Origin of the sequence: Prochlorococcus sp. (genome assembly GCF_965655815.1) — a bacterium.
Taxonomy (GTDB): Bacteria; Cyanobacteriota; Cyanobacteriia; order PCC-6307; family Cyanobiaceae; genus Prochlorococcus_A; species Prochlorococcus_A pastoris.
In genome coordinates this window covers 283,323-302,954 of record NZ_CBFHHZ010000002.1, presented here as the reverse complement: position 1 = coordinate 302,954, position 19,632 = coordinate 283,323, and the positions used below count along the sequence as shown (strand labels likewise).

General features: G+C 29.2%; 37 protein-coding genes and 1 other RNA gene. 23 read left to right on the top strand and 15 right to left on the bottom strand.

Annotation, left to right across the window (positions count from 1 at the left end; translation table 11 throughout):
• Together ACTF45_RS04825 and ACTF45_RS04820 are read left to right on the top strand one after the other, a co-directional pair.
• Nucleotides 1–1,497: esterase-like activity of phytase family protein (locus ACTF45_RS04825; protein ID WP_438949456.1), on the top strand; the 1,497-nt coding region annotated here is incomplete at its 5' end.
• Between the two features lie 76 nt (nucleotides 1,498–1,573).
• On the top strand, nucleotides 1,574–1,900 hold the full coding sequence (locus ACTF45_RS04820) for a hypothetical protein (RefSeq protein WP_438949455.1): 327 nt from the start codon (nucleotides 1,574–1,576) through the stop codon (nucleotides 1,898–1,900).
• 16 nt (nucleotides 1,901–1,916) lie between these two features.
• On the opposite strand, the gene ACTF45_RS04815 is transcribed toward ACTF45_RS04820, so the two are convergent.
• The 6 genes from ACTF45_RS04815 to ACTF45_RS04790 all read right to left on the bottom strand — a co-directional run bounded on the left by ACTF45_RS04815 (nucleotide 1,917) and on the right by ACTF45_RS04790 (nucleotide 6,620).
• Complete coding sequence (locus tag ACTF45_RS04815; RefSeq protein WP_438949454.1) at nucleotides 1,917–3,065, bottom strand: ATP-binding protein; 1,149 nt, start codon at nucleotides 3,063–3,065, stop codon at nucleotides 1,917–1,919.
• The gene (locus tag ACTF45_RS04810) at nucleotides 3,062–3,790 is read right to left on the bottom strand and encodes a response regulator transcription factor (RefSeq protein ID WP_288347612.1); all 729 of its coding nucleotides are present in this window, start codon (nucleotides 3,788–3,790) and stop codon (nucleotides 3,062–3,064) included. The genes ACTF45_RS04815 and ACTF45_RS04810 overlap by 4 nt, the downstream gene beginning before the upstream one ends.
• 288 nt (nucleotides 3,791–4,078) lie before the next feature.
• The gene (locus ACTF45_RS04805; RefSeq protein WP_288347611.1) at nucleotides 4,079–5,134 is read right to left on the bottom strand and encodes a potassium channel family protein; all 1,056 of its coding nucleotides are present in this window, start codon (nucleotides 5,132–5,134) and stop codon (nucleotides 4,079–4,081) included.
• Nucleotides 5,135–5,315: 181 nt separating this feature from the next.
• Nucleotides 5,316–5,447, bottom strand: coding sequence for a hypothetical protein (locus tag ACTF45_RS04800; RefSeq protein ID WP_268741265.1), 132 nt, complete (start codon nucleotides 5,445–5,447; stop codon nucleotides 5,316–5,318).
• 85 nt (nucleotides 5,448–5,532) lie between these two features.
• Nucleotides 5,533–5,886, bottom strand: coding sequence for a DUF1499 domain-containing protein (locus tag ACTF45_RS04795; RefSeq protein ID WP_288347610.1), 354 nt, complete (start codon nucleotides 5,884–5,886; stop codon nucleotides 5,533–5,535).
• A gap of 350 nt (nucleotides 5,887–6,236) precedes the next feature.
• Nucleotides 6,237–6,620 (bottom strand): DUP family protein, encoded by a 384-nt coding sequence (locus ACTF45_RS04790; protein WP_438949453.1) that lies wholly within the window; start codon nucleotides 6,618–6,620, stop codon nucleotides 6,237–6,239.
• Nucleotides 6,621–6,903: 283 nt separating this feature from the next.
• Here ACTF45_RS04790 and ACTF45_RS04785 point away from each other — a divergent pair, with 283 nt between their 5' ends.
• Nucleotides 6,904–7,215 (top strand): DUF3303 domain-containing protein, encoded by a 312-nt coding sequence (locus ACTF45_RS04785; protein WP_438949452.1) that lies wholly within the window; start codon nucleotides 6,904–6,906, stop codon nucleotides 7,213–7,215.
• A 306-nt stretch (nucleotides 7,216–7,521) separates the two neighbouring features.
• Here ACTF45_RS04785 and ACTF45_RS04780 read toward each other — a convergent pair whose 3' ends face one another.
• Together ACTF45_RS04780 and ACTF45_RS04775 are read right to left on the bottom strand one after the other, a co-directional pair.
• Complete coding sequence (locus tag ACTF45_RS04780; RefSeq protein ID WP_288347608.1) at nucleotides 7,522–7,764, bottom strand: hypothetical protein; 243 nt, start codon at nucleotides 7,762–7,764, stop codon at nucleotides 7,522–7,524.
• A 14-nt stretch (nucleotides 7,765–7,778) separates the two neighbouring features.
• A complete protein-coding gene (locus ACTF45_RS04775; protein ID WP_438949451.1) occupies nucleotides 7,779–8,015 on the bottom strand; it encodes a hypothetical protein in 237 nt (78 codons plus the stop codon).
• Nucleotides 8,016–8,513: 498 nt separating this feature from the next.
• On the opposite strand from ACTF45_RS04775, the gene ACTF45_RS04770 reads away from it, so the two are divergent.
• The 6 genes from ACTF45_RS04770 (at nucleotide 8,514) to ACTF45_RS04745 (ending at nucleotide 11,013) form a co-directional block, all read left to right on the top strand.
• Entirely contained in the window at nucleotides 8,514–8,690 is a 177-nt protein-coding gene (locus ACTF45_RS04770; RefSeq protein ID WP_288347606.1) for a hypothetical protein, read from the top strand.
• A gap of 318 nt (nucleotides 8,691–9,008) precedes the next feature.
• Nucleotides 9,009–9,260 (top strand): hypothetical protein, encoded by a 252-nt coding sequence (locus ACTF45_RS04765; RefSeq protein WP_011132332.1) that lies wholly within the window; start codon nucleotides 9,009–9,011, stop codon nucleotides 9,258–9,260.
• Between the two features lie 22 nt (nucleotides 9,261–9,282).
• Nucleotides 9,283–9,438, top strand: a complete 156-nt coding sequence (locus tag ACTF45_RS04760) for a hypothetical protein (RefSeq protein WP_288347604.1) — start codon at nucleotides 9,283–9,285, stop codon at nucleotides 9,436–9,438.
• A gap of 98 nt (nucleotides 9,439–9,536) precedes the next feature.
• Nucleotides 9,537–9,764 (top strand): hypothetical protein, encoded by a 228-nt coding sequence (locus ACTF45_RS04755; protein WP_288347603.1) that lies wholly within the window; start codon nucleotides 9,537–9,539, stop codon nucleotides 9,762–9,764.
• Nucleotides 9,764–10,018: a hypothetical protein gene (locus ACTF45_RS04750; protein WP_288347602.1), complete on the top strand. Its 255-nt coding sequence runs from the start codon at nucleotides 9,764–9,766 to the stop codon at nucleotides 10,016–10,018. Before ACTF45_RS04755 ends, ACTF45_RS04750 begins: the two co-directional genes overlap by 1 nt.
• A 266-nt stretch (nucleotides 10,019–10,284) precedes the next feature.
• Complete coding sequence (locus ACTF45_RS04745; RefSeq protein ID WP_288347601.1) at nucleotides 10,285–11,013, top strand: type 1 glutamine amidotransferase; 729 nt, start codon at nucleotides 10,285–10,287, stop codon at nucleotides 11,011–11,013.
• A 312-nt stretch (nucleotides 11,014–11,325) separates the two neighbouring features.
• Here the strand turns inward: ACTF45_RS04745 and ACTF45_RS04740 are convergent, their stop codons facing one another.
• Nucleotides 11,326–11,991 carry an SDR family oxidoreductase gene (locus ACTF45_RS04740; RefSeq protein ID WP_288347600.1) on the bottom strand — a complete coding sequence of 222 codons (666 nt, stop codon included), beginning with the start codon at nucleotides 11,989–11,991 and terminating at the stop codon, nucleotides 11,326–11,328.
• Between the two features lie 103 nt (nucleotides 11,992–12,094).
• Here ACTF45_RS04740 and ACTF45_RS04735 point away from each other — a divergent pair, with 103 nt between their 5' ends.
• From ACTF45_RS04735 to ACTF45_RS04670, 14 genes are all read left to right on the top strand, one after another.
• On the top strand, nucleotides 12,095–12,358 hold the full coding sequence (locus ACTF45_RS04735) for an envelope glycoprotein (RefSeq protein WP_288347598.1): 264 nt from the start codon (nucleotides 12,095–12,097) through the stop codon (nucleotides 12,356–12,358).
• A 3-nt stretch (nucleotides 12,359–12,361) separates the two neighbouring features.
• The gene (locus tag ACTF45_RS04730) at nucleotides 12,362–12,565 is read left to right on the top strand and encodes a hypothetical protein (protein ID WP_348659910.1); all 204 of its coding nucleotides are present in this window, start codon (nucleotides 12,362–12,364) and stop codon (nucleotides 12,563–12,565) included.
• A gap of 49 nt (nucleotides 12,566–12,614) precedes the next feature.
• The gene (locus ACTF45_RS04725) at nucleotides 12,615–12,818 is read left to right on the top strand and encodes a hypothetical protein (protein WP_438949450.1); all 204 of its coding nucleotides are present in this window, start codon (nucleotides 12,615–12,617) and stop codon (nucleotides 12,816–12,818) included.
• Nucleotides 12,802–13,020, top strand: a complete 219-nt coding sequence (locus ACTF45_RS04720) for a hypothetical protein (protein WP_438949449.1) — start codon at nucleotides 12,802–12,804, stop codon at nucleotides 13,018–13,020. Before ACTF45_RS04725 ends, ACTF45_RS04720 begins: the two co-directional genes overlap by 17 nt.
• Before the next feature lie 214 nt (nucleotides 13,021–13,234).
• Entirely contained in the window at nucleotides 13,235–13,441 is a 207-nt protein-coding gene (locus tag ACTF45_RS04715) for a TIGR02450 family Trp-rich protein (RefSeq protein WP_288347594.1), read from the top strand.
• A gap of 193 nt (nucleotides 13,442–13,634) precedes the next feature.
• Nucleotides 13,635–13,796: a hypothetical protein gene (locus tag ACTF45_RS04710; protein WP_173027972.1), complete on the top strand. Its 162-nt coding sequence runs from the start codon at nucleotides 13,635–13,637 to the stop codon at nucleotides 13,794–13,796.
• 369 nt (nucleotides 13,797–14,165) lie between these two features.
• Entirely contained in the window at nucleotides 14,166–14,300 is a 135-nt protein-coding gene (locus ACTF45_RS04705) for a high light inducible protein (RefSeq protein ID WP_288347593.1), read from the top strand.
• 4 nt (nucleotides 14,301–14,304) lie between these two features.
• Nucleotides 14,305–14,559, top strand: a complete 255-nt coding sequence (locus ACTF45_RS04700; protein ID WP_438949448.1) for a chlorophyll a/b-binding protein — start codon at nucleotides 14,305–14,307, stop codon at nucleotides 14,557–14,559.
• A gap of 349 nt (nucleotides 14,560–14,908) precedes the next feature.
• Entirely contained in the window at nucleotides 14,909–15,115 is a 207-nt protein-coding gene (locus ACTF45_RS04695) for a hypothetical protein (protein WP_288347591.1), read from the top strand.
• A 109-nt stretch (nucleotides 15,116–15,224) separates the two neighbouring features.
• A complete protein-coding gene (locus tag ACTF45_RS04690; RefSeq protein WP_438949447.1) occupies nucleotides 15,225–15,398 on the top strand; it encodes a hypothetical protein in 174 nt (57 codons plus the stop codon).
• Nucleotides 15,399–15,503: 105 nt separating this feature from the next.
• A complete protein-coding gene (locus tag ACTF45_RS04685) occupies nucleotides 15,504–15,893 on the top strand; it encodes a DUF3804 family protein (protein WP_288347589.1) in 390 nt (129 codons plus the stop codon).
• Nucleotides 15,894–15,969: 76 nt separating this feature from the next.
• A complete protein-coding gene (locus tag ACTF45_RS04680; protein ID WP_288347587.1) occupies nucleotides 15,970–16,173 on the top strand; it encodes a hypothetical protein in 204 nt (67 codons plus the stop codon).
• 74 nt (nucleotides 16,174–16,247) lie between these two features.
• Nucleotides 16,248–16,403: a hypothetical protein gene (locus tag ACTF45_RS04675; RefSeq protein WP_288347585.1), complete on the top strand. Its 156-nt coding sequence runs from the start codon at nucleotides 16,248–16,250 to the stop codon at nucleotides 16,401–16,403.
• Nucleotides 16,404–16,420: 17 nt separating this feature from the next.
• Nucleotides 16,421–16,822, top strand: coding sequence for a hypothetical protein (locus ACTF45_RS04670; RefSeq protein WP_438949446.1), 402 nt, complete (start codon nucleotides 16,421–16,423; stop codon nucleotides 16,820–16,822).
• Nucleotides 16,823–17,213: 391 nt separating this feature from the next.
• On the opposite strand, the gene ACTF45_RS04665 is transcribed toward ACTF45_RS04670, so the two are convergent.
• The 6 genes from ACTF45_RS04665 to ACTF45_RS04640 form a co-directional block, all read right to left on the bottom strand.
• On the bottom strand, nucleotides 17,214–17,336 hold the full coding sequence (locus ACTF45_RS04665) for a hypothetical protein (protein WP_268741264.1): 123 nt from the start codon (nucleotides 17,334–17,336) through the stop codon (nucleotides 17,214–17,216).
• 116 nt (nucleotides 17,337–17,452) lie between these two features.
• Complete coding sequence (locus ACTF45_RS04660) at nucleotides 17,453–17,635, bottom strand: hypothetical protein (RefSeq protein WP_438949445.1); 183 nt, start codon at nucleotides 17,633–17,635, stop codon at nucleotides 17,453–17,455.
• Complete coding sequence (locus ACTF45_RS04655) at nucleotides 17,628–17,765, bottom strand: hypothetical protein (RefSeq protein ID WP_288347581.1); 138 nt, start codon at nucleotides 17,763–17,765, stop codon at nucleotides 17,628–17,630. The genes ACTF45_RS04660 and ACTF45_RS04655 overlap by 8 nt, the downstream gene beginning before the upstream one ends.
• Complete coding sequence (locus ACTF45_RS04650) at nucleotides 17,762–18,061, bottom strand: DUF1651 domain-containing protein (RefSeq protein ID WP_288347579.1); 300 nt, start codon at nucleotides 18,059–18,061, stop codon at nucleotides 17,762–17,764. The genes ACTF45_RS04655 and ACTF45_RS04650 overlap by 4 nt, the downstream gene beginning before the upstream one ends.
• A 140-nt stretch (nucleotides 18,062–18,201) precedes the next feature.
• Nucleotides 18,202–18,386, bottom strand: a non-coding RNA gene (ssrS, locus tag ACTF45_RS04645) — 6S RNA.
• Nucleotides 18,387–18,403: 17 nt separating this feature from the next.
• The gene (locus ACTF45_RS04640) at nucleotides 18,404–19,594 is read right to left on the bottom strand and encodes a 5-(carboxyamino)imidazole ribonucleotide synthase (RefSeq protein WP_438949444.1); all 1,191 of its coding nucleotides are present in this window, start codon (nucleotides 19,592–19,594) and stop codon (nucleotides 18,404–18,406) included.
• Nucleotides 19,595–19,632: the final 38 nt, after the last annotated feature.

The following is a 19,632-nucleotide window of genomic DNA, read 5'->3' as shown; positions in this document are numbered from 1 at the left end:
AATGTTATTTCACATTTTACAGCTGGCATTGTAAAACAAATGGCTGGTATGGATACAAAGAAAGATGGAGCACATAAATTCAAGAAAAAACTAAAAAATGTAAGAAGAGAACCAGACGGTCTAACATGGATAGATAACGATCATTTTGCAACAGCGAACGAAGGAGACTATAAACATAAAGCTCCTGGACAAGCAAAAAGAGGTGGGTCAAGATCTTGGACTATTTTCAAAAAAGATGGAACAGTCGTCTATGAGGATGCAAATAGATTAGAAAGATCAATAGCCCAAATAGGTCATTTCCAAGATGGGAGAGCTGGTAAAAAAGGTGTAGAACCTGAATCAGTTACATTCGCTAAAATTGATGGTACACCGTATTTATTCGTTGGTGCAGAAAGAGCAGGAATAGTAGCTGTTTACGATATAACAGAATTAAGTCAACCAGTATTGACTCAATTATTACCTTCCGGAATTGGACCTGAAGGATTTGTTGCTATCCCTGATAGAGGTCTAATAGCATCAGCCAATGAAAAAGACTACAACAAAAAAGAGCCTGGACTTTCATCTCATGTAACTATCTATCAACTCCAAGACGCTCCTGCTTCATATCCACATTTAACAAATGAAAATGGCCTTGAATTTGTTTCTTGGGGAGCTATAAGTGGAATGGTTTCAGGTGAAGACGGAAAAATCTATGCTGTAAATGATGGAACATTTAAAACTCAGCCAAGAATATATGTAATTGATCCTTCAAGTTCACCAGCTTTACTAGAAAGAGCTATAGATATAAAGCTTGATGGCAAAACAGCTTTATTTATGGATCAAGAGGGTATTACAACTGATGGAAGAGGTGGGTTTTATATATCTACCGAAGGAATCAAGAAAAAACTAACTGAACATCCACCCGCTATCTACCATGTAAGCTCAGAGGGTGACATTTTAGAGAAGATAACTCCACCGCCTTCATATCTTAATTATGCTAAAAACCCTGGTTTCGAAGGAATAACAAGAAATGGAAATATCCTATATATTGCTCAACAAAAACCATGGGGTGATGATACTTTCAATACAACTAAAATACTTTCCTATAACCTTATAAGTAAGCAATGGGGGGCTGTAAATTATCAATTAGATAGAATCAAAAAGGGTGGCGTAGGGATTTCTGAGTTGACCTATCATGACGGAGCTCTTTACGTTATTGAAAGAGATAGTTTTTATGGTAAAAAGGCAAAGCTAAAAGCCATATATAAAGTTGATTTAGATGGTGTAGTTTTCGAAGGTCTTCAAACTACTATGCCTCCAAGACTTTATCCTTTAGTTGAAAAAGAATTGGTTACTGATCTAAAACCAGTAATGAAATCCACTGGTGGTTTTATTCTTGAAAAGGTTGAAGGATTAGCCATTAATAATGATGGTCAAGCCTGGATCTCAACTGATAATGATGGAACTGGAAAGAAATCAACAGGAGAAACACTTTTCCTAAATATAGGAAAAATTTAAAATCAAACAAAAATACCACCTTATAAACAGGTGGTATTTTTTCATCAATTTCTTTTAGTTTAATTAAAATTGAGGTATGAAATATTTACTATTTATTCTTTTTTTAACTAATCCAGTTAAAGCTGAAACAAAATATTATTGGCAGGGTGTTAGGCATTATTTAAACCGACCTAAACTAATGATTGAAGCATGCAAAGATATGAAAGAAGAAAATAATATCGACACTTCGGCTTTCGAAAGCATGTATATGCCAACTTTACCCGATAGGCTCTGGTTAGCTATTGGGAAAAAGGATTCTTATTGGGCAGATGATCTTAAAGAAGGTAGTATTCTTTTTACAAGGGAGGGTGTTTTGAATTTAAAAAGGTTTATAGCAGAAAAATCATGCCCCGAAATCTTTTAAAAATTATTTTCAAATGTTATTTAACTAAAGGAAATATAGTTTCTATAGTCGCCCCACCATCTTTATTATTGTAGGCCTTAATAAATCCTTTATTGTTAGTGATTATTGTTTTTGTTATTGAAAGACCTAGTCCGCTTCCACTTTTTTTAAATTTTGACCTAGAAGGATCCCCTCGATAAAAACGTCCAAAAACCTTATTAAAATCGCCATCTTCTATACCTACCCCATTGTCACGAATTTTGATAACCACAGAACTATCTCTTCTAAAAATTTCAATTTTAATTTCCTCTTTATTAGGTGAATATCTAATAGCATTATCGATAATGTTTATATAAGCTCTTTTTAAATTCTGATAATCACCTGAAATCAAATACTTATCTAAACACTTGATATTTATATTGACCTCTTTATTTTCTGCAAGTGGCTTTAATGTCTCCCAAGTTTCAATAATTAATTTTCCAATAACAATTTTTTGATTTGTTGAGTAAGAAAAACTATTATTTAATTTCGAAAGTTCTAATGTCTCTTCAACCATTTTTTTCAATCTTTTAGATTCTTTTTTAAGCCTTTTAATAAGGTATTTATCTTTTTTTGAGACGGTTGATTCCAATCTTTCTCCAATAAGAATAAGAGATGTAAGGGGGGTTTTCAATTCATGAGAAACATCATTTATTAGTTGAGTTTGTCTATCTTTTAATGCTTCAATAGATAACTTACTTTCTAGTACTATTAAAAAAGTTTTTTTTCTTCCTTTTACTAGTTTTGCACTAATTGGATCGCCAAAGATATTAAAATCTAAATAGCAGGGTAAATCTTTTTTTCTTGAATAAAGAATTTTATCTCTTACAGTTTCTAATTCACTAATATCATTTATTGCTTTTCCAATAACATCCTTACACTTAATGCGCCTAATAAGTTTTAAAGCTTTATCGTTGATATATTTGATAGTTAAATCTGATGATAAAATAATCCATCCCTGAGAAGAATAATCCAACCAAGATAAAATTTCAAAAGGAGGAATTTTTTCAAAGGGAAAGTCACTAAACTCCTTATATCTTTTTTTAGTTAGTAAATTTTTATCTTCTCTTTTATGAAATTTTTTAACTTTAATCTTCCACTTTTCATGAAAGAACAATACTAATTCTTGAAGCGATTTAATTTTCATCCGAACCTATATCCAAAACCTCTAACAGTCTTTATAATTTTTGGCGCGGAGGGATTTTCTTCTAGTTTTTCTCTGAGCCATCTAACATGAACATCCACAGTTTTTGTATCCCCTATAAAATCTATAGCCCATATTTTTTCAAGTATTAAATCCCTAGACCATACCCTTTTAGGATTTTTGATAAATAATTCTAATAATTTGAATTCTTTTGGAGATAATATTATTTCTTGATTAAAATTTGTTACTCTGCATTCTTCTGTAAACATCTTAATATTTTTATATTCGATTATCGTTTCAATTTTTTGTTTCTTTTCTTTACCCCTTTTAGACCTTCTTAGTAAGGCTCTGCACCTAGCAATTAATTCACTAATCCCAAATGGCTTTGTTAGGTAATCATCAGCTCCTACTTCTAAGCCAAGAACCCTATCCGATTCATTTCCTTTTGCACTCAAAATCAATATAGGTGTATATAATTCTTCATTTCTTATTTTTCTGCATAACTCTAACCCATTTAAGCCTGGCAACATTAAATCCAGAAGGATAAGATCAAAATCTTTTATTCCCTCTCCCAAAATAAAATCTAAAGCACTAGACCCATCTTTAAAATTTGATACTTCAAAACCTTCACTTACTAATGATTCAGTAACAGTAAGCCTAATACTTTTATCATCTTCTATCAGAAGAATCTTTGAACCTTGCAAACTTTTATGTTCTTTAGCCGCCATAAAATCTCCTAACAAATTAATTTTATATAATCAAATTTATTTGATGTAATTATTTCATATTTACGTTACATTCAATACTTATTTTTTATTTGATCTTATTTTCTTTTTAATTTGTCCTTAAACCTTTTTACTTATCTTTAAATTGTCTCTTTAATCTTCCTCACACAAAATTAAAGAGGCAAATTTATTTAATTGAATAATTTGTATTTTCAGTAAAGTAAGGTGGTTTTTTTCTTAAAATTAGAAAATTTTTTTATTATTAAGGAATTTTTTCAAAACCCTTTAAAATTACTTTAATAATTCAACTGAAACTACAAGATTTCCTAAAAGTCTATTAAGGGTAGTTAGTTGTTCCTTACTTCCAAAGGCAATTAATACCTGACCTGGCTGAAGTAAAAAATCACCCCCAGGATTAGTTATTAACTTTTCATCTTCCTTTATTGCCAATATTTTAGCTCCACTTTTTTTACCTATTCCAAGCTCTAAAAGAGTTATCTTTTCTGCAGTTTCAAAAAGGCTAATATCATTACTTAATTCAAATTCTTCAATTTCACATTCACTTCCCGCCAATAAATCTAAGAAGTCAATCGCTATTGGTCTTAAAGCCATTGATGCCATAGCTCTTCCCGCTGCTATATAAGGACTAACAACAATACTTGCTCCAGCTAATCTCAATTTACTAGCAGCTTCTTCAGTTCCAGCTCTAGCAATAACTCTAATTGTACTTCTTATCCCTTTAGCACTTAAAACGACATATAAATTAGCAGCATCATTAGGTAAGGTAACAACCAAACTTTTACATTTATCTAATCCAGCTAGTTTTAAGGTTTCATCAAGTGTTGCATCTGCACAAAGTACTTCTAAACCATTATCTTCAGCAATCTTTTTTCTATCTTCATCGCTTTCTACAACAATAATAGGAATATTTTGTGTTTTTATTTGATTAGATATTTCCTGACCTACCCTCCCATATCCGCACAAAATTACATGATTTTCCATTTTTCTTAGAAGTCTTTTAAAGCGTAATTCATTTACTCTTTGAAAATAGCCGGATTCAAATAATCTAACAGCTTTTTGAAAGGTAAATTGAATAAAAATTAATCCACCAACGATTATTAGAACAGTGATAATTCTGCCTTCAGGACTTAAAGTTTGAACTTCTCCAAAACCAATAGTGGTTATTGTGATCAGAACCATCCATAAGCAATCACCCCAATCCCAGCCCTCTGTAATTCGATACCCAATAGCACCTAAAAAAAACAGAAAGAATAAAGAATAAATAAGACCAAACCAAGGCCTTAAGTAGTCTTTAATAAAATAGAACTCAAATAATCTAAGCTTCATATCTCTTATTATCGTTAACTATTCAAAAATTTCACAATATTTTTCTATTATGTATCTAAAAGAATTTATTAATTTTGTGAAATACATATTTAGTCGGATATTAATATTTATTTTTGTCGCTTTATGCATTAAACAAATGCTTTCTGTTTCAGGGGTAATTTAAATCTCTCAAAACAATTTTTTATTGTTTTACTTTTACTGACTCAATTAAAAAATCAGAAGCTGATCTCAACCAATCGGCTACAGTCAAACGTAGATCAGGTTGTGAATATACTAATGCGACAATAATCGCAACTAAAATTATTTTCACCATGGCTGTTCAAATATTCTTTCGAATTAAAGCACATCTATAAAGTAAAAAGAACCTTAACTAAATATAAATCAGACTAATTACCTAATTAAATTTTCTCTAATTGATTAAATAAATATTCTACTCTTCTTAAATTAACACCTAAGTCTGATTGACCTAATCTTGCCGCTGATCTTATTTGAATTATCCCTTTGGACCTATCAACATAACTCCTTGCATCGAGTTTTAAAATCTCAAGATCATCTGGAAATCTGAATATTGCACTTCTACAAACACCTCTCCAGTAATTTTTACCACTTTCAAGGACTTCAGTTCTAGGTAATCCCTCAGCCAAAGAAACGAGTTGAATAAATTTTTGATCAACATTTATTAGTTTCTTTTCAACTAAAACACTATTTAATGGGTTTGTTATAGGAGCAAGGCCTTGGGCTGTAAAAGTCATCTTATTAAAAACTATTCCAATGTTCTAACTGATTTTTTATGCAAAGTGAGAGCTAAAAGAAAACTAATTTTCTTGAACCAATTAATCTTTCTGAAACAAATTATTATTTAAAATTTTTTAAAACTTTAGGTTTTTTATAATCTTTTTTGATAAGGAGGGTTGTCTACTCTGATTAGTTTTCAAATTTCTTATCCAAAACACAATTCCAATTAACAAAAAAAGTTCAATTATTATTCCTAAGCCAACCGCATTCATTATTATTTTTTCTCCTTTTTCTTTTTAGATCCCTCAATATAAGGGACAAGAATATTTAATAACCACTTTTTAAAAGAATTAATTGGATTCATTATTTACTTATCCTTCCTCCACAAGCTTCTTCCTTTAATAAGATCTTCAATGTTAGGCCAGGCTGCTATTAATTCCTTAAGGGCTTTTCTATTTGGAGTATAAAAAATACATGAGAATGCACTAATTAAATAAATAATGAACCAGACTTTATTTTCTGAATAAGCTAAAAAGAATGAGAAGATAAAACTTCCCACAAAGAAAAAGAAAAATAATCTATTTATTACTTCAAGAGGCGTTCTTTTAAGTCTGTAAAATCTTTTGTTTTTATTATTGATATCAGAATTAGCTTCAAACTTATTTTCATATGAATTAATTATTTCCTCCTCAAGAATCTCCTCATAATCTATTTTTCCAATTGGATTAGAATTATTTGACTTACTACTCATAAACTTTTTATCAACTATATATATTCTCTAAATATTATAGATCTTAGTCAAAAAAAATTTAAGTCAAAATTTTACATGCTTCAAATCAAACAAAAAGGTCATGTTTTTGAAAATACTCAAAAATGGTTTTATTTATAAATAAAACATTACTTAAAATATTCTTTTTGATTTTTTCAATTCTTAGGATCATTGGTAACAGTGGGTTCTATTAGATTTTTAACAATCAAATAATTTAAAGGCAATACTGTATGATCAAGCTTAAATATTAAAAAATTTTAATTACATGCAAAGATATTTAATTTCTTATGAATTTACTGACGGTGAAGATCAAGAAGAAGGAGGAGAAATGCTTATTAATTGGTATGAATCAGGAGGACCTCAAAATAGACCTGAGAACTATGAAGTTCATTCATGGATTTTCATGATCCAAAATGGCATTGGTCATTCCGTGGTTAGTGCAGATTCTTTAGAAACAATTTGGAAACAATGGCATCCATGGAGAAGACTTATGGATATTAATATTCAACCTTGTTTAGATCTTGATGAAACTGTGTCTTTATTTAAGAAGGAAAAAATGAATACCCGCATGGATTAAAAAAGCATTTAGAAGTTTTTTCTAAATTTTCTTTTAGTAGCCATCAATACGTCAGACATATATAGCTGCGTTAAAAAAGGTTAGAAAAAAATTTTCCATGATGTTTGATTCTTATCACATTTATTTTAAAGGAGAAATTCTTTTTAAAAACCTTACGAAAGATGAGTTTGAATTCGTTTGGGGCAAACTCTATACTTCCTACATAAATGCCTTAAATGAAGAACTTACTTTTGAGATAATTAGTGAAAAGAGTGTCAAAGAGTCAGCTTATAATTTAGAACCATCCTATTGATCTAACTAATTAGTTCAGGAATAAAAAATAAAAAGTTTTTTATCCTCAATTTCACAATATTCTTTTTCTTCCTTACTGATATCAAGGCTTATATCTTTTGCCTCTATTTCAACATGTACGTTATAAGTCTTAAGAATTTCATTTCCCTTGAAAAGAGCAGCAATACCGATATCAGTTATGTACCAAACAAAATGAACTGTCTCACCAATTGGTTCCTCTTTTAAAGAGTCAAGTAGAAAACCATGAGTAGAGTTCATTTAATTAAACTGATTTAATTGCCACCGTTGCAATATCTAACTGCTTCTGCATTAGTACTACCATTTTCTACAATTTCAGTTACGCAATTATTAAATATTTTAGATTCCTTTTTAACAGAGCAAAATCCAAAAGCTATTGCAGCTAAAGCCACTGCAGATACGAAACTAGAACCAAGTTGAATAAAACCATAAGCAAACATGATTTTTTTCTTTCCACCGCATTTCTTAGAATCTTTTTTTTCTTCTGTCATTTTTAATTCTTGAATATGACTTAATCTATTCGATTGATTTTGAATGTGAAAAATTAAACCAGAGAGAAAACCGAATTAGCATAATTTTTTTGCAAACTTTTAATGAGTATTTTTAAAAAAAATAAAAGTTTTAAAATTTTCGTTTAATAAAATTTTCATTTTGAAACATGTTGCAAATAAAAAATATTTGAATTAAGACAAAAAAATTTTACTTATAAAAATATCTTTTTTTTATAGAAAAGGAATGATCCCATTGTTGTTTCAGTAAGTTTTATTGATTATTAAACTACATTTAATAATTTATTGATGCAGTATTAATACTCAGAAAATAAGCTAAAAAACCCTGTTTTTATCTTGATCCCCATGAGTTATCCACTTTTTAACCTTTTTTCAACAGGTTTTTCCACAAGTTGTAGATTTAATTCACTTTTCTATGTGCGAAATAAAATATAAGCTTTTTTTGTAAAAAATGTCACGCGGAATTTTTTTAGGAACGATATGATCAAGATCGGTTTTAATAGGTCTTCAAATTCAATGATTGAAAAAATAATTAAAAAACAATCATCTGAGATGCAAAAAGATTTTAAAAAATCAAATCTAGATATTCTTACTGAAGAAAATGATCGTTTATTAAAAAGTCTTAAAAGGCCAAGCGGTTCTTACAGAGCTGCTTAATAATTTTATTATTTTTAAACTTAAGATATTCCAGTAATGATCTTTTATTAAATAAAGTCCAAAAATAACTTTATGCAAATTCAAACTAAATTAAATTTATTTTTTAAGGATATCTAAGTAACTTGAAAATTGAGAATATAAATTTTCTGTTAAATCCAATAAAATCTAGTTTTAATAGTAACGGTAGTAATTAATAGTAGTTATATTAAAAAAATCTCATGTTGAGATTAAATACATATTAATTGTGAATTTTTCAAGAAAATACTTAATATTTTCTATCCAATCAATCCCTAATGTAATCAATCCACTTTTGAACCCATGACCATAAAAGAATTAAAAGTAAATTACAAAAAGCTTTTAAATAAAGCAGATAAAGCCAATGGCCGCAAAGAAACTGTTTCTTTTTTGAATAGAGCTGCTAAACTCAACTCCAAGATCTATTCTAAAACCAAGACTAATTGCATCAAATGCAATGGTGTGGGTTACTTAAGAATCTCATTAGACGAAGCCAGAACTTGTCTTTGCTGTTACGGAAAAGGTTTTTTGATGGAAGAGATCCAAAGATTTTAACTCTTTAAATATTTAATTAGAAATGAAAGATCTCATTCAAGCTCATAAAAAGTTAATAAGTACGGTTAAAGAGCAGATGGGGTTTTCAGATTATGGAATGTATTGGTTAGCTTTTATTGAAGGTGGGTTAACTATATGGTTGTTAGAAAGAATATTTTTTCACTGGTTAAAGTTTTAAAGAAAAATTTAAATCATCTGAAAATAAATTCTAATTTTTATTAGTTTGAGAATATCGTTTCCATGTAAATAGTTGTAGGATGATAAAAAACTAATCATATGCAATTATTAGGTTTAATTTTACTCGCTGCTAGTAGTTGGTATCTCTGGAAATTAACTTCAAAATTTCTTGATGAGCCAACAAAAAAAGAGCTTTCGAATAGTTTTAATGGGTTAAAAAACAAATTGAAAGAAAGTAAAGAAAGTTTTTCAAAAGCAAAAATAAGTGAAGCTTGGGACAAGTATAAAGAGGAAGGTGGCGCTCTTTCTAATAAAGATAAAGAATAGTGGAAATTTTTAGTATCACAAGTTTTACTAAAGAAATATCTCGTATTGACCTAATTGGTATTTTGGTTGGGCATTTGGTATTTGCTATAGCTTTAACGCAAATTTTGGACTGGAAATGGCTTAAAAATTTAATGAGTGAGGAGGATAAATTAAAAATGCTAAATAGTTATACATGGAAAGACTTATTAGTTGACGGAGCAATCGTTGCTGTAGTAATTGGAATTATTTTTCTCATCGTAAGTATATTTCTATAAATGAACATCACATATATACTTTTGCTATTTTTATTAGCCTCATTACTTATTTTTTCGCAAATAGTTAAGTCTTCAGAAAAATCCCCATAATAAATGTCAGAAATTTCTAGCAACTCATCGTCAGGTTGGTATTTAATAGCAATCGTAAGTACAATTTCTTTTTTAGCTTTGATATATTTTGGGAAAACAAAATAAACAGCATTAATTAATTTTTTAATTATGTCATAAATAAAATTTGTTAATTGACTTCTGATTAAAAATTACAAATGAAAAGGCTATTAGTTTTACAACATTTAGAAATCGAAGGACCAGGGCTTTTTTATCAGATAGCTAAGGAGAGGGAGATGAATATAGAAATCATTCGTCTGGAGCAAGGTGATGGCCTACCTAAAACTAATAAAGACGACTTACTTTTAATAATGGGTGGACCAATGGGAGTCAAAGATATTGGGAGCACAAAATATCCATGGCTAAAAAAAGAAAGCGATTTTATAAAGTCAGAATTAAAAAAAAAGACAAGTATTATCGGAGTTTGCTTAGGAGCTCAATTATTAGCAAACGCGGCAGGAGGAGATGTCGAAATTTTAAAACAAGGATCTCCTCCTAAACCTTTACCAGAAATTGGATGGTCTCAAGTTTTTTTTAATCAATCAAATAATGACTTAAAGAAATTTTGTGAACCTCCTTTTCATGTCCTGCATTGGCATGGCGATAGAATTTTATTACCAAAAAATGCCAAACTCCTAGCCAGTAGTATGCGTTGTAAAGAGCAATTTTTTAAGATTGGGGATTTAGCTTACGGTTTACAATTCCATGTCGAGTTAAATAAGGAAATGACCGAAAGATGGATAAATGAGGATAAATTATTTATAACCAAAGGATTAGGTCCAAAAGGTCAGTCAATTCTAAGGGAGGAGGATAAACATTATGGAGAAAAAACAATCTTAAAAAGAAAGGAATTAATAAATAAACTTTTTAATTTATTAAGCAAATAAAAAAGCCCTGTAACTTCATGAGAAACAGAGCTTTTAATATTTGTTCAGGTTGTTTTTATATAAATCTATTAATAATAAAACCTTTCTTCTTTATTAAAGAATAAGAGACCAATGAACAGGTTGTAGATACTGATTTCACGGTCTCTTTTGTAACCGTAATTTTCGGTAGATACGACAATGAATCACCTCCTTTACTAATATTTTTCTTAACATAACCAAGATGATTAAATAAAGAAACTAAATATATTAAAATTTAAAGCTTTTTTAACAAATCATTTTTTATAAGACAGAGTTCAAGTAAATAAGTTAAATCTACCAAGGCAAAATCTCTCCATTAGTATGCCAAAATGTCCCAGTATTATTTTTATTAAGAGAGTCGATACGTTTTAAGAGTCCATTTGCGGATTCTTCTGTAGATATACCATTTTTCGTAAATCCAGTCATACGAGTACTTACTAAGCCTGGATGCAAAATAGCAACATAAATATCTTCTTTTAACAAATCTCTTGAAAGTGATTTCGCTGCCATGGATAAAGCCACTTTAGACATCCTATAACCATAGGAACTACCGGATGAATTATCACCAATGGATCCCATTCTACTCGTGATGAAACCAATCTTTGAATTCTTTTTTAAAAGACCTTTCAGTGCTCTAGTCATAGAAAGAGGACTTAAAGCATTTACTACAAATTGACGAATAATACTTTCATGATCAAAATTATCAATCGAATTAAATTCATAAATACCTGCATTATGAATTAAACAATCTAATTCGACCCCTGATAATGCTTGCCTTAAATTATTGATTGAATCCTCTGAAGAAATATCGATATTTTCTTCAATTCTTACACCTAAGTTTTTTAAATCTGAAGAAGCCTCTCTACAGGTAGCTATTACCTCATCTCCTCTTTCAATAATTTGTTTACATAATTCCAATCCAATTCCTCTATTTGAGCCAGTTATGAGGTAAGTAGACATATTTTTAGATATTTCAAGTATTATAATTTCTAAGGCAATAAAATAAAAAATTAATTACTAATTCTTTTAGTGTAATGGAAAGGATTTTAGTTATAATTCAAAAATGTCAGAAAGCAAAAGTCCATTAGACAGAATTTATAGATTAATAGCATCGCATGCTTGGATGACTGAGAACGAAGCAAAAGTATTATTAGTAATGATGTATGCATCTGGAACTAAGTCTTTAGGATTGGAGGGTAAAGGTTTAAACCAATTTATGGAAAGGTCATTAGAAAAAATGTGTTCGGATAATAAAGAAAATTTACAAGAATATCTTTTAAAAATTAAAGATAAATTTCCCAACAATGAATTACTTTCAGAAGATTAATTCATGGAGATCTTAAATCAAGAATTTACTCAAGAAATAATTAGACTTACCTGGAGAAATCCTGTTTTTATGGCTTTCGCTATAGCATTGATATGGCTAATCCCGCAATTACTAATTAGAAGAATTTTGTCAGAAAATTATAAGAAAAAGAAATTAGAAAAACAAAAAGACAAGATTCGGAAGCTATACCCTAAAGCTCTTAAATAAAAAATTTAAGCTTCATAGTAAATTTAAATTAGTTTGAGAGATTTTTTTTATGAATTATAAAATTGTAAGAATTGATGGAAAAGAAGATGATGTCACATCCCAAACTTTTTCAAACTTTGCTGATGCTTATGATTTATTAGATGAAATATATGGAGATATATGTTGTTCGGATGCTGATTATGGAGATATTGTTTATTACGATATTGTAGAAGATAAGAAAATAGAAAAAACCATACATGAAAAAGAAATTTGAAAATTGGGAACCTACTCATGAACAAAATATTGGAATAGTTTCAAGTGTTTATGAATTTATTAAAGAGGAACTTTCTGAGCTTCAAGAAATAACGAAATGTCCTGATTCTTTTATTTATGATTTCATTGCAAGAATCCAACATGAGTGGCATCCAGAATCATGTCACTCATTGGCTAGAAATCACAAAAAGAATGAGAAATGAGAAAATAATTTTTTAACAATTCATAAGATTAAAAAATAATACAATTATTTTACTCATTGATTTATTTTTAATATTATTCAAAATTAAATCTTATTAAAAAATGATTATTCGAGTATTGGGAATAGTTTTGATTCTTGGCACTATTGCATACTATGGTTTAGTTTTAACAGGCAATAGCACGTTATAAAATTCTTTTTTTATAAGAAAATTACAGATGAAATGGCCTCCTACAAATTGCTGGACAGCACCAAAAACAATCAAAGGAAATCGTCATTATCAAGTAAAAGCCTATGGAGGTAAAAATGAAAAAAGATGGGTAGATCTATTCCCAGCAAAAAACAAAAAAGATATTAAAAGGATATCTTGGTTAACGCTAAAATCAAAATGGACTAGCGGTTGGTTGAGACTTCCAAAAGATTGAGCAATTTAAATTATTCCAAAAGACCCTAGGATAAATTTTAATAATATTTTGAACTTAAAATTTTTTGATTTAAATCGTTAGTTAAATAATTAAAAAAAGTTTATGAATAATTATTATTAACTAATTTTTTGTAAAAATTCATACTTTAATAAAAAAATCTTTCTTTTAATATCTACTCAGAATCAAATTTAAAATGAAGCAAGAGCAAAATAAGAAATGGCCTAATAAAAAAATAATCCGCTCAGCAAAATTTGAAGCTAAAGAACAATTTACAAAATCAGCATTAGAAAATTTAAAAACTGAAAACGAGAGAATTGTTAATTCATTAAAAGAATCTGGTGAGATCGATTACTAAACTTTCCAATTTTCATAAATTTAATAAAAGACTACAGAATAAATAATTATTAACTATTATAGTTTTTTAACTAGCTTAAATAATGGATAAAATTTCTTTAGCAAATGCACATCTACCTCAACTTATAGGGTTAGTATTAATGTCAATTGGCTACACTCTAGGAAATAAGTTTTACTTACCTCAAGTAAACAAAAATAACTAACAAATAATTATATTTAGAGAAAAAACTAATTATCGATCAAACAGACTTTTTATCGACGACTATGTAACAATAGTGTATCTACATAACCAGAAATAAACATGTTTTCATTTTTTTTATTACAAAACGTAAATTTTGTGTTACATTAGTTAATAATTCTACCTTTAACAATGTCAAAAATTAAATCTGTTGAAAAAGAAAAAATTGTTGCTGAAAAACTTAATGGGAGATTTGCAATGATAGGTTTTATAGCCGCAGTTGGAGCTTATTTAACAACTGGTCAAATCATACCTGGATTCGTTTAATCTAATGAGTCCACTTACTTGTTTTATAATTGTAGTTATAGCCATAACATTACAATTTACGCTTTACACCATAAAGAGACTACAAGAACCTTTAGAGCCCAATTTGTTTGATACCCAAAAATCCCTTAAAATGAATAACAGAAAAAAAAGCTATTGGAAAAATGCCGAAATAACCAATGGAAGGTTAGCCATGGTTGGTTTACTTGCCTTAGTTGTTAATTATGGTTTTTTTGGATGGATAATTCCTGGATTTATTTAAGTAGTCAAGCTTAGAAATATTGTTTAAATAAATCAGCATATTTACGCATATACAAAAAATTTATTCATACAAACTTTCAATCATTCAACCGGAAAGATTAGAAATTATCGATAGTCCACCTGAGAAGTTCATTAGATTGGTTTAAACAGCCAGTTGTTTACTATTACACATAACTAAGTTAAGGGGTTGATTACTAAAGTCAGTAGTCAATCTTTTTTTCTTTTTTAGTGGAGGCTAAATAATAAAAACAATTTTATATCTTTAAATAAATGGTATAAATATGAGTACTGATGTTACTAGTATTTGGCTTAAATGAAAAATTTCCTAATTTAATCCATAATATTTTTAAATGTTTAAAACTATTTTTAGATTAATTTTATTAATTTTAATGGTTGGATTTATTACTATCAGTCCAAGAACAAGATTCATAGTTGGAGTATCTTTAAAGCAAATATCTTCATTTCTTTTATGGACAGTTAAATATGAAGACAGAGAGAAATGGATTATGGATAAACCCAGTTGGCTTCCAACTCAAATCTTAACCCCCTCTAAATAAGTAATTTCTTCTAAATCTGTAAAGCAAATCCAAATAAAAGATTAAATTTCTGGGGTTTCTTATAAAAACATTTTAAGAATATATCTGTAATTTAATAATTGAAGAAACTATGGAAAATAAAAAAAGTATGAAAGTAGAGCCATTGAATTTCTTTTCAAACGATATGACCGTAGCTAAAGATCAGCTAGCTCATAATCATTTAAAGTTAACTTATCAAAGGGATTCAGTTACAGATCTAGAACAAAAACATAAAGAATGGGCCCAAGAAGATACAGCAAGTTAATACTTAAATAATTAGTTTGTTTGACGATAGATATTTACAATGATTAAAACTAAATAGATTATTGACAGTCTGTCTAAAATAAATAGATAAAAACTAACATTTCTAATGACTGATAAAGAAAAAATTATTTCATTGTTAGATGAGCTCGCTTCCCCAGAAAAGATGGGTTCTTTTTTCATGAACAATGCAACTCCCGATTTTTTATTTATCAGACCAAGTGGTAATCCTATAAGTGCAAAAGGATTTGAAGAAATGATGAACTCTGGTGATGTAGTACAAGAAAAAGCAGAAATAACAAAAATACACCGATTCGAATTTTTAAGTGATAATATCGCAATGTGCATTTTCACTCTTGGTTCAAAATTCAGATATAAAGGGACTCCTAATGATGATTTGCCAACAGTTACTTCTATTTTTAAAAAAGTGGGTAATGTTTGGAAAATTCATTGGATGCAGAGATCAACAGGAGCTTCGGATTTATCTTTATGGGTCTAGCAAAGCTAATAGCTTTATTAATGGTCCTGCTACTGGTAGGAAGTTCTTTTATAGGTTTAATTATTTACTTTATTAAATGAATTCACCTACGAATTGGGAATTTTTTAAGCAAGATAAAGATAAAATTATATGGATACATGTCTGTACTGAAGACTTGGATGGAATTGCAATATCAATAAACAGATGGTGGAAAAAAAGATATCCAAATTACAAAATAAGAGTCGTTTCTAAAAATGAATTTGAACAAATAAAAAATGCCACCGAATTACCGCAACAATAAAATTAATTTTTGGTAAATTTTAATGCTGAATCTTTTATTTAAGGGACTATATTGATTTCAGAAATAATTAAAAAATGAACTCAGCACTTTCAAAAGTCTCGAATCTAAAAGTTAACAAAGCTTCTAAAATAGTCCTTACTTTTGCATCATCAGTCTTTTTCTTATATGCATTAGGACAAGCCCCGATTTTTAAAAATATTCTTGCAGGAGCCTTTTCTTGTTCTGGCTAAAAACAATTTAGCATTTTATGAAGAATAAAAATTCCAACATAAAAAATGGATTCAAAGGTAATCAAAAAAAGGAGTATTTAGCTCCTTTTTTTTTGGAAAATATTTCCAGATGTATTAGTAAATACATTAAAAGATTTTATTTAGAAATTATTATTGATTTATTAATTATAAATAAATTCATGCCTCAAAATCCCTTTTATCTTGGGTGGAATAGAGGTTGGTCCTTTCTCTTTTATCTTGAAGGAGGAACTCCTAAAATTGAGGCGAGTGGATTTGGTATTGCCATGTCGACCGATATTAAGAGGGGAGAATCACCGTCGCAAACCGCAGATAGATTAATTTTTAAAGAGCAACAAAATAGAAAATCTAGATACTATTCTTGGATTCGTTCAATTAAATTCAGAGATGATTCTAATTAATTATGCAGTCTTCATAATCTTCTCTTGATTTTCACTAATTATTTCAACTAAGTAAAAAGTCTTAAATTTTCATATAAAAAATTTAGTAGGAATACATTTGTTTTAACGAGGTATTTCTTATTTTTATAAACTCATTGTTAAAACTTCGAATAAATAAAGTTATTAGCCATGGTCAAACGTTGAATAGTTGCTACGTTTGAAATAAGAGATGAACTTTATTATGTTTACAAATTATCTGCCTAGTGAAATGGTGACGGTTTTAGAGGTAACAACGATGTTTTCATTCTTAATTGGGACAATATTAGTTATGTTGTTTACATCAGATCAGGCTAATAAAAAGAATCTATATTTAAAGAAAGCCAAATAACTAAAAATAAAGATTAGGCAAATATTAACTAATAGAAGTTGATTGAGCCCTAGCTTCAAATTTATTTTTAATGAAATTAAAAATAAAAATAAGGACTGGTATATGGGCTAGTCCACCAATAATTACTTTAGTTTCTGAATAAGGCATTTAGAATGTAATAAGAACTTAAAGATATTTAAGCATAAAATATATTTATCAATGCTTTTTGTTAAGTAGCTTCAGGCGCAAAGATAGTTCTATTTTCTCTCCAACATTTACATCCATTAACTAAGTGATCTCCTTGAGGAATAAGCTTCTGGTGAAAGGGACAGGTCAAGATAATTACACATTGATCTGTCGTGCTGTAACGAAAGTGAGTGCAAGTAATGCAAATCTTTGTGCGTTTGCTTTTTAGTTCTAAGTTGTGCTCGAAGTAATCCCATGACTGAGGATTTCCCATTAGTCATAGATATATTCTTCATCGAGCTTAATTACTACGCCACTAAAAAATTCTGCTAATAGTTTTGATGGGTCTTGAACAGATACTTTTCTATTCTCTTTTGTAAGTTTCTTTTTAATTGGATTTAAGTAGGTCATGCTGATTCTTGAAATTGGTTTGTTACTTCAGTCCATCCTCCAGCTATTAGTTCATTCCATGTTTCAAACGCAGAGTCGAGATCATGAAGTCTTGTGTTTTTAAGTCCTGCTGGTTCTCCTAGATGATTTGCATAGAAGAGATGGGTATAAACATTGATGTTGTTCCGTTTTGATTTCTTACACTTTTCAAACAAGATTAAAAAGCTGCCTTGCGGGTTAAGTATCCAGCCATTGGGTGAATCAACACGACTGCCATAAGAAAAATTAGACCAAACATTAGCTCCTCCTAGAGTCATTAGTAAGTAATACATGTGTACTACAAATATAAGTACAATGGGTATAGTTCGTCAAGTATTGAATTTCTTATTTACCTTTTTCTTTTAATTCTGGAAATAAAATTACCTATCAAAAGCCTGTATTAGCATGCAGTTTGATAGGTAACACCGAATCGCCGCCAGTTCTCTGATGCATCGACCTGGAAAAGCCAGAAGAGGAGTCAAAGTGGGCTTTCGTTTCCAATTACAGGATTGGTTTACGTCCACATCACGACAGTCTCCTCAAGTCGAAAAAGAGTCAGATCAGAGCACATAAAGAAGAACTTGACCAAAGATCCAGTAAGTAAATATTAACTTATTTCTTTAGTCATTTGGAGATGGCCAAATCTCTTTTACCTTATTTAAGATTTCTTTTGATTTTTCAACTCTTTTCGACTGATTATCTTCGTTAAGTAAAAACGTAATATGAGCCATTTTCCGTCCAACACTTTCTTTAGATTTACCATACCAATGGAGGTTAGAACCCCTAATTTGAGATAACAATTCTAATCTTTTTTTTATGGGCAAAGGAAATTTTTTACTCAACCCTAGTAAATTTATCATTAAGGATCCTTGGGAATTCATTTTTATTTCTGGAGGCTTAATGCCAGAAGATATACAAACATATTGATCAAACTGGCTTGAAGAACAAGCTTCAATAGAAAAGTGTGCGGAATTATGAGTTCTTGGAGCTATTTCATTAATTAATAATCCTTTATCACCATAAAAGAATTCAATTCCCATTACTCCTACATAATTAAGTTCATTTACTATTGATGAGAAAATATTTTTCGCAAAAGTTTTCAAATCATAATCAATTTCAGCTGGAGACAAAACCCAATCACAAATATTATTTTTTTGAAATGTTTCGACAACTGGAAAGAATCTAATTGTTCCATCAAAATCTCTTGATCCTACTAAAGCAAACTCATTTTTATAATCCACCCATTCTTCAATTATCCATTCTTCTGAATTGGTCTCAACAAAAAAAGAATTCAAATCTTCTCTGGTATTAATTTTTCTATTTCCTTTACCGTCATATCCTCCTTTATAAGATTTAATCATAAGAGGGAAATTCCAATACTCAATTTCTTCATCATCAAGACTTTTAAATCCCTGTAATGTTTTCCATCTTGGTGATGGAAGGTTCAATCTTTCTATTAATATTTTTTGAGATATTCTATCTATCAAAGGTTGAATTGATTCAAGGCTTGGTACAAAAATATTTTCAGAATCAATTAAATTCAATTTTTCAATTTTAATCCATTCATTTTCAAAAATAATTCTTTTGCACTCTTTAATTAATTCCTTATTACCTTTTACCTTTAAAGGATCAACTTCAATTACATTATCTGCTTTTGAACCTGCTGGATCATTGAAAGATTTAGTTTGAACGCATACTTTTATTCCTCTATTATTTGCAGCTTCAGCAAGCATTAAAGCTAATTGACCACCTCCAATTATTCCTAGTGAATAATTTTTCTTTATATTTTCTATATTTCTTTTTAAATTCATATGATGATCTTATTATGATTTTCAATTCTTAACAACTG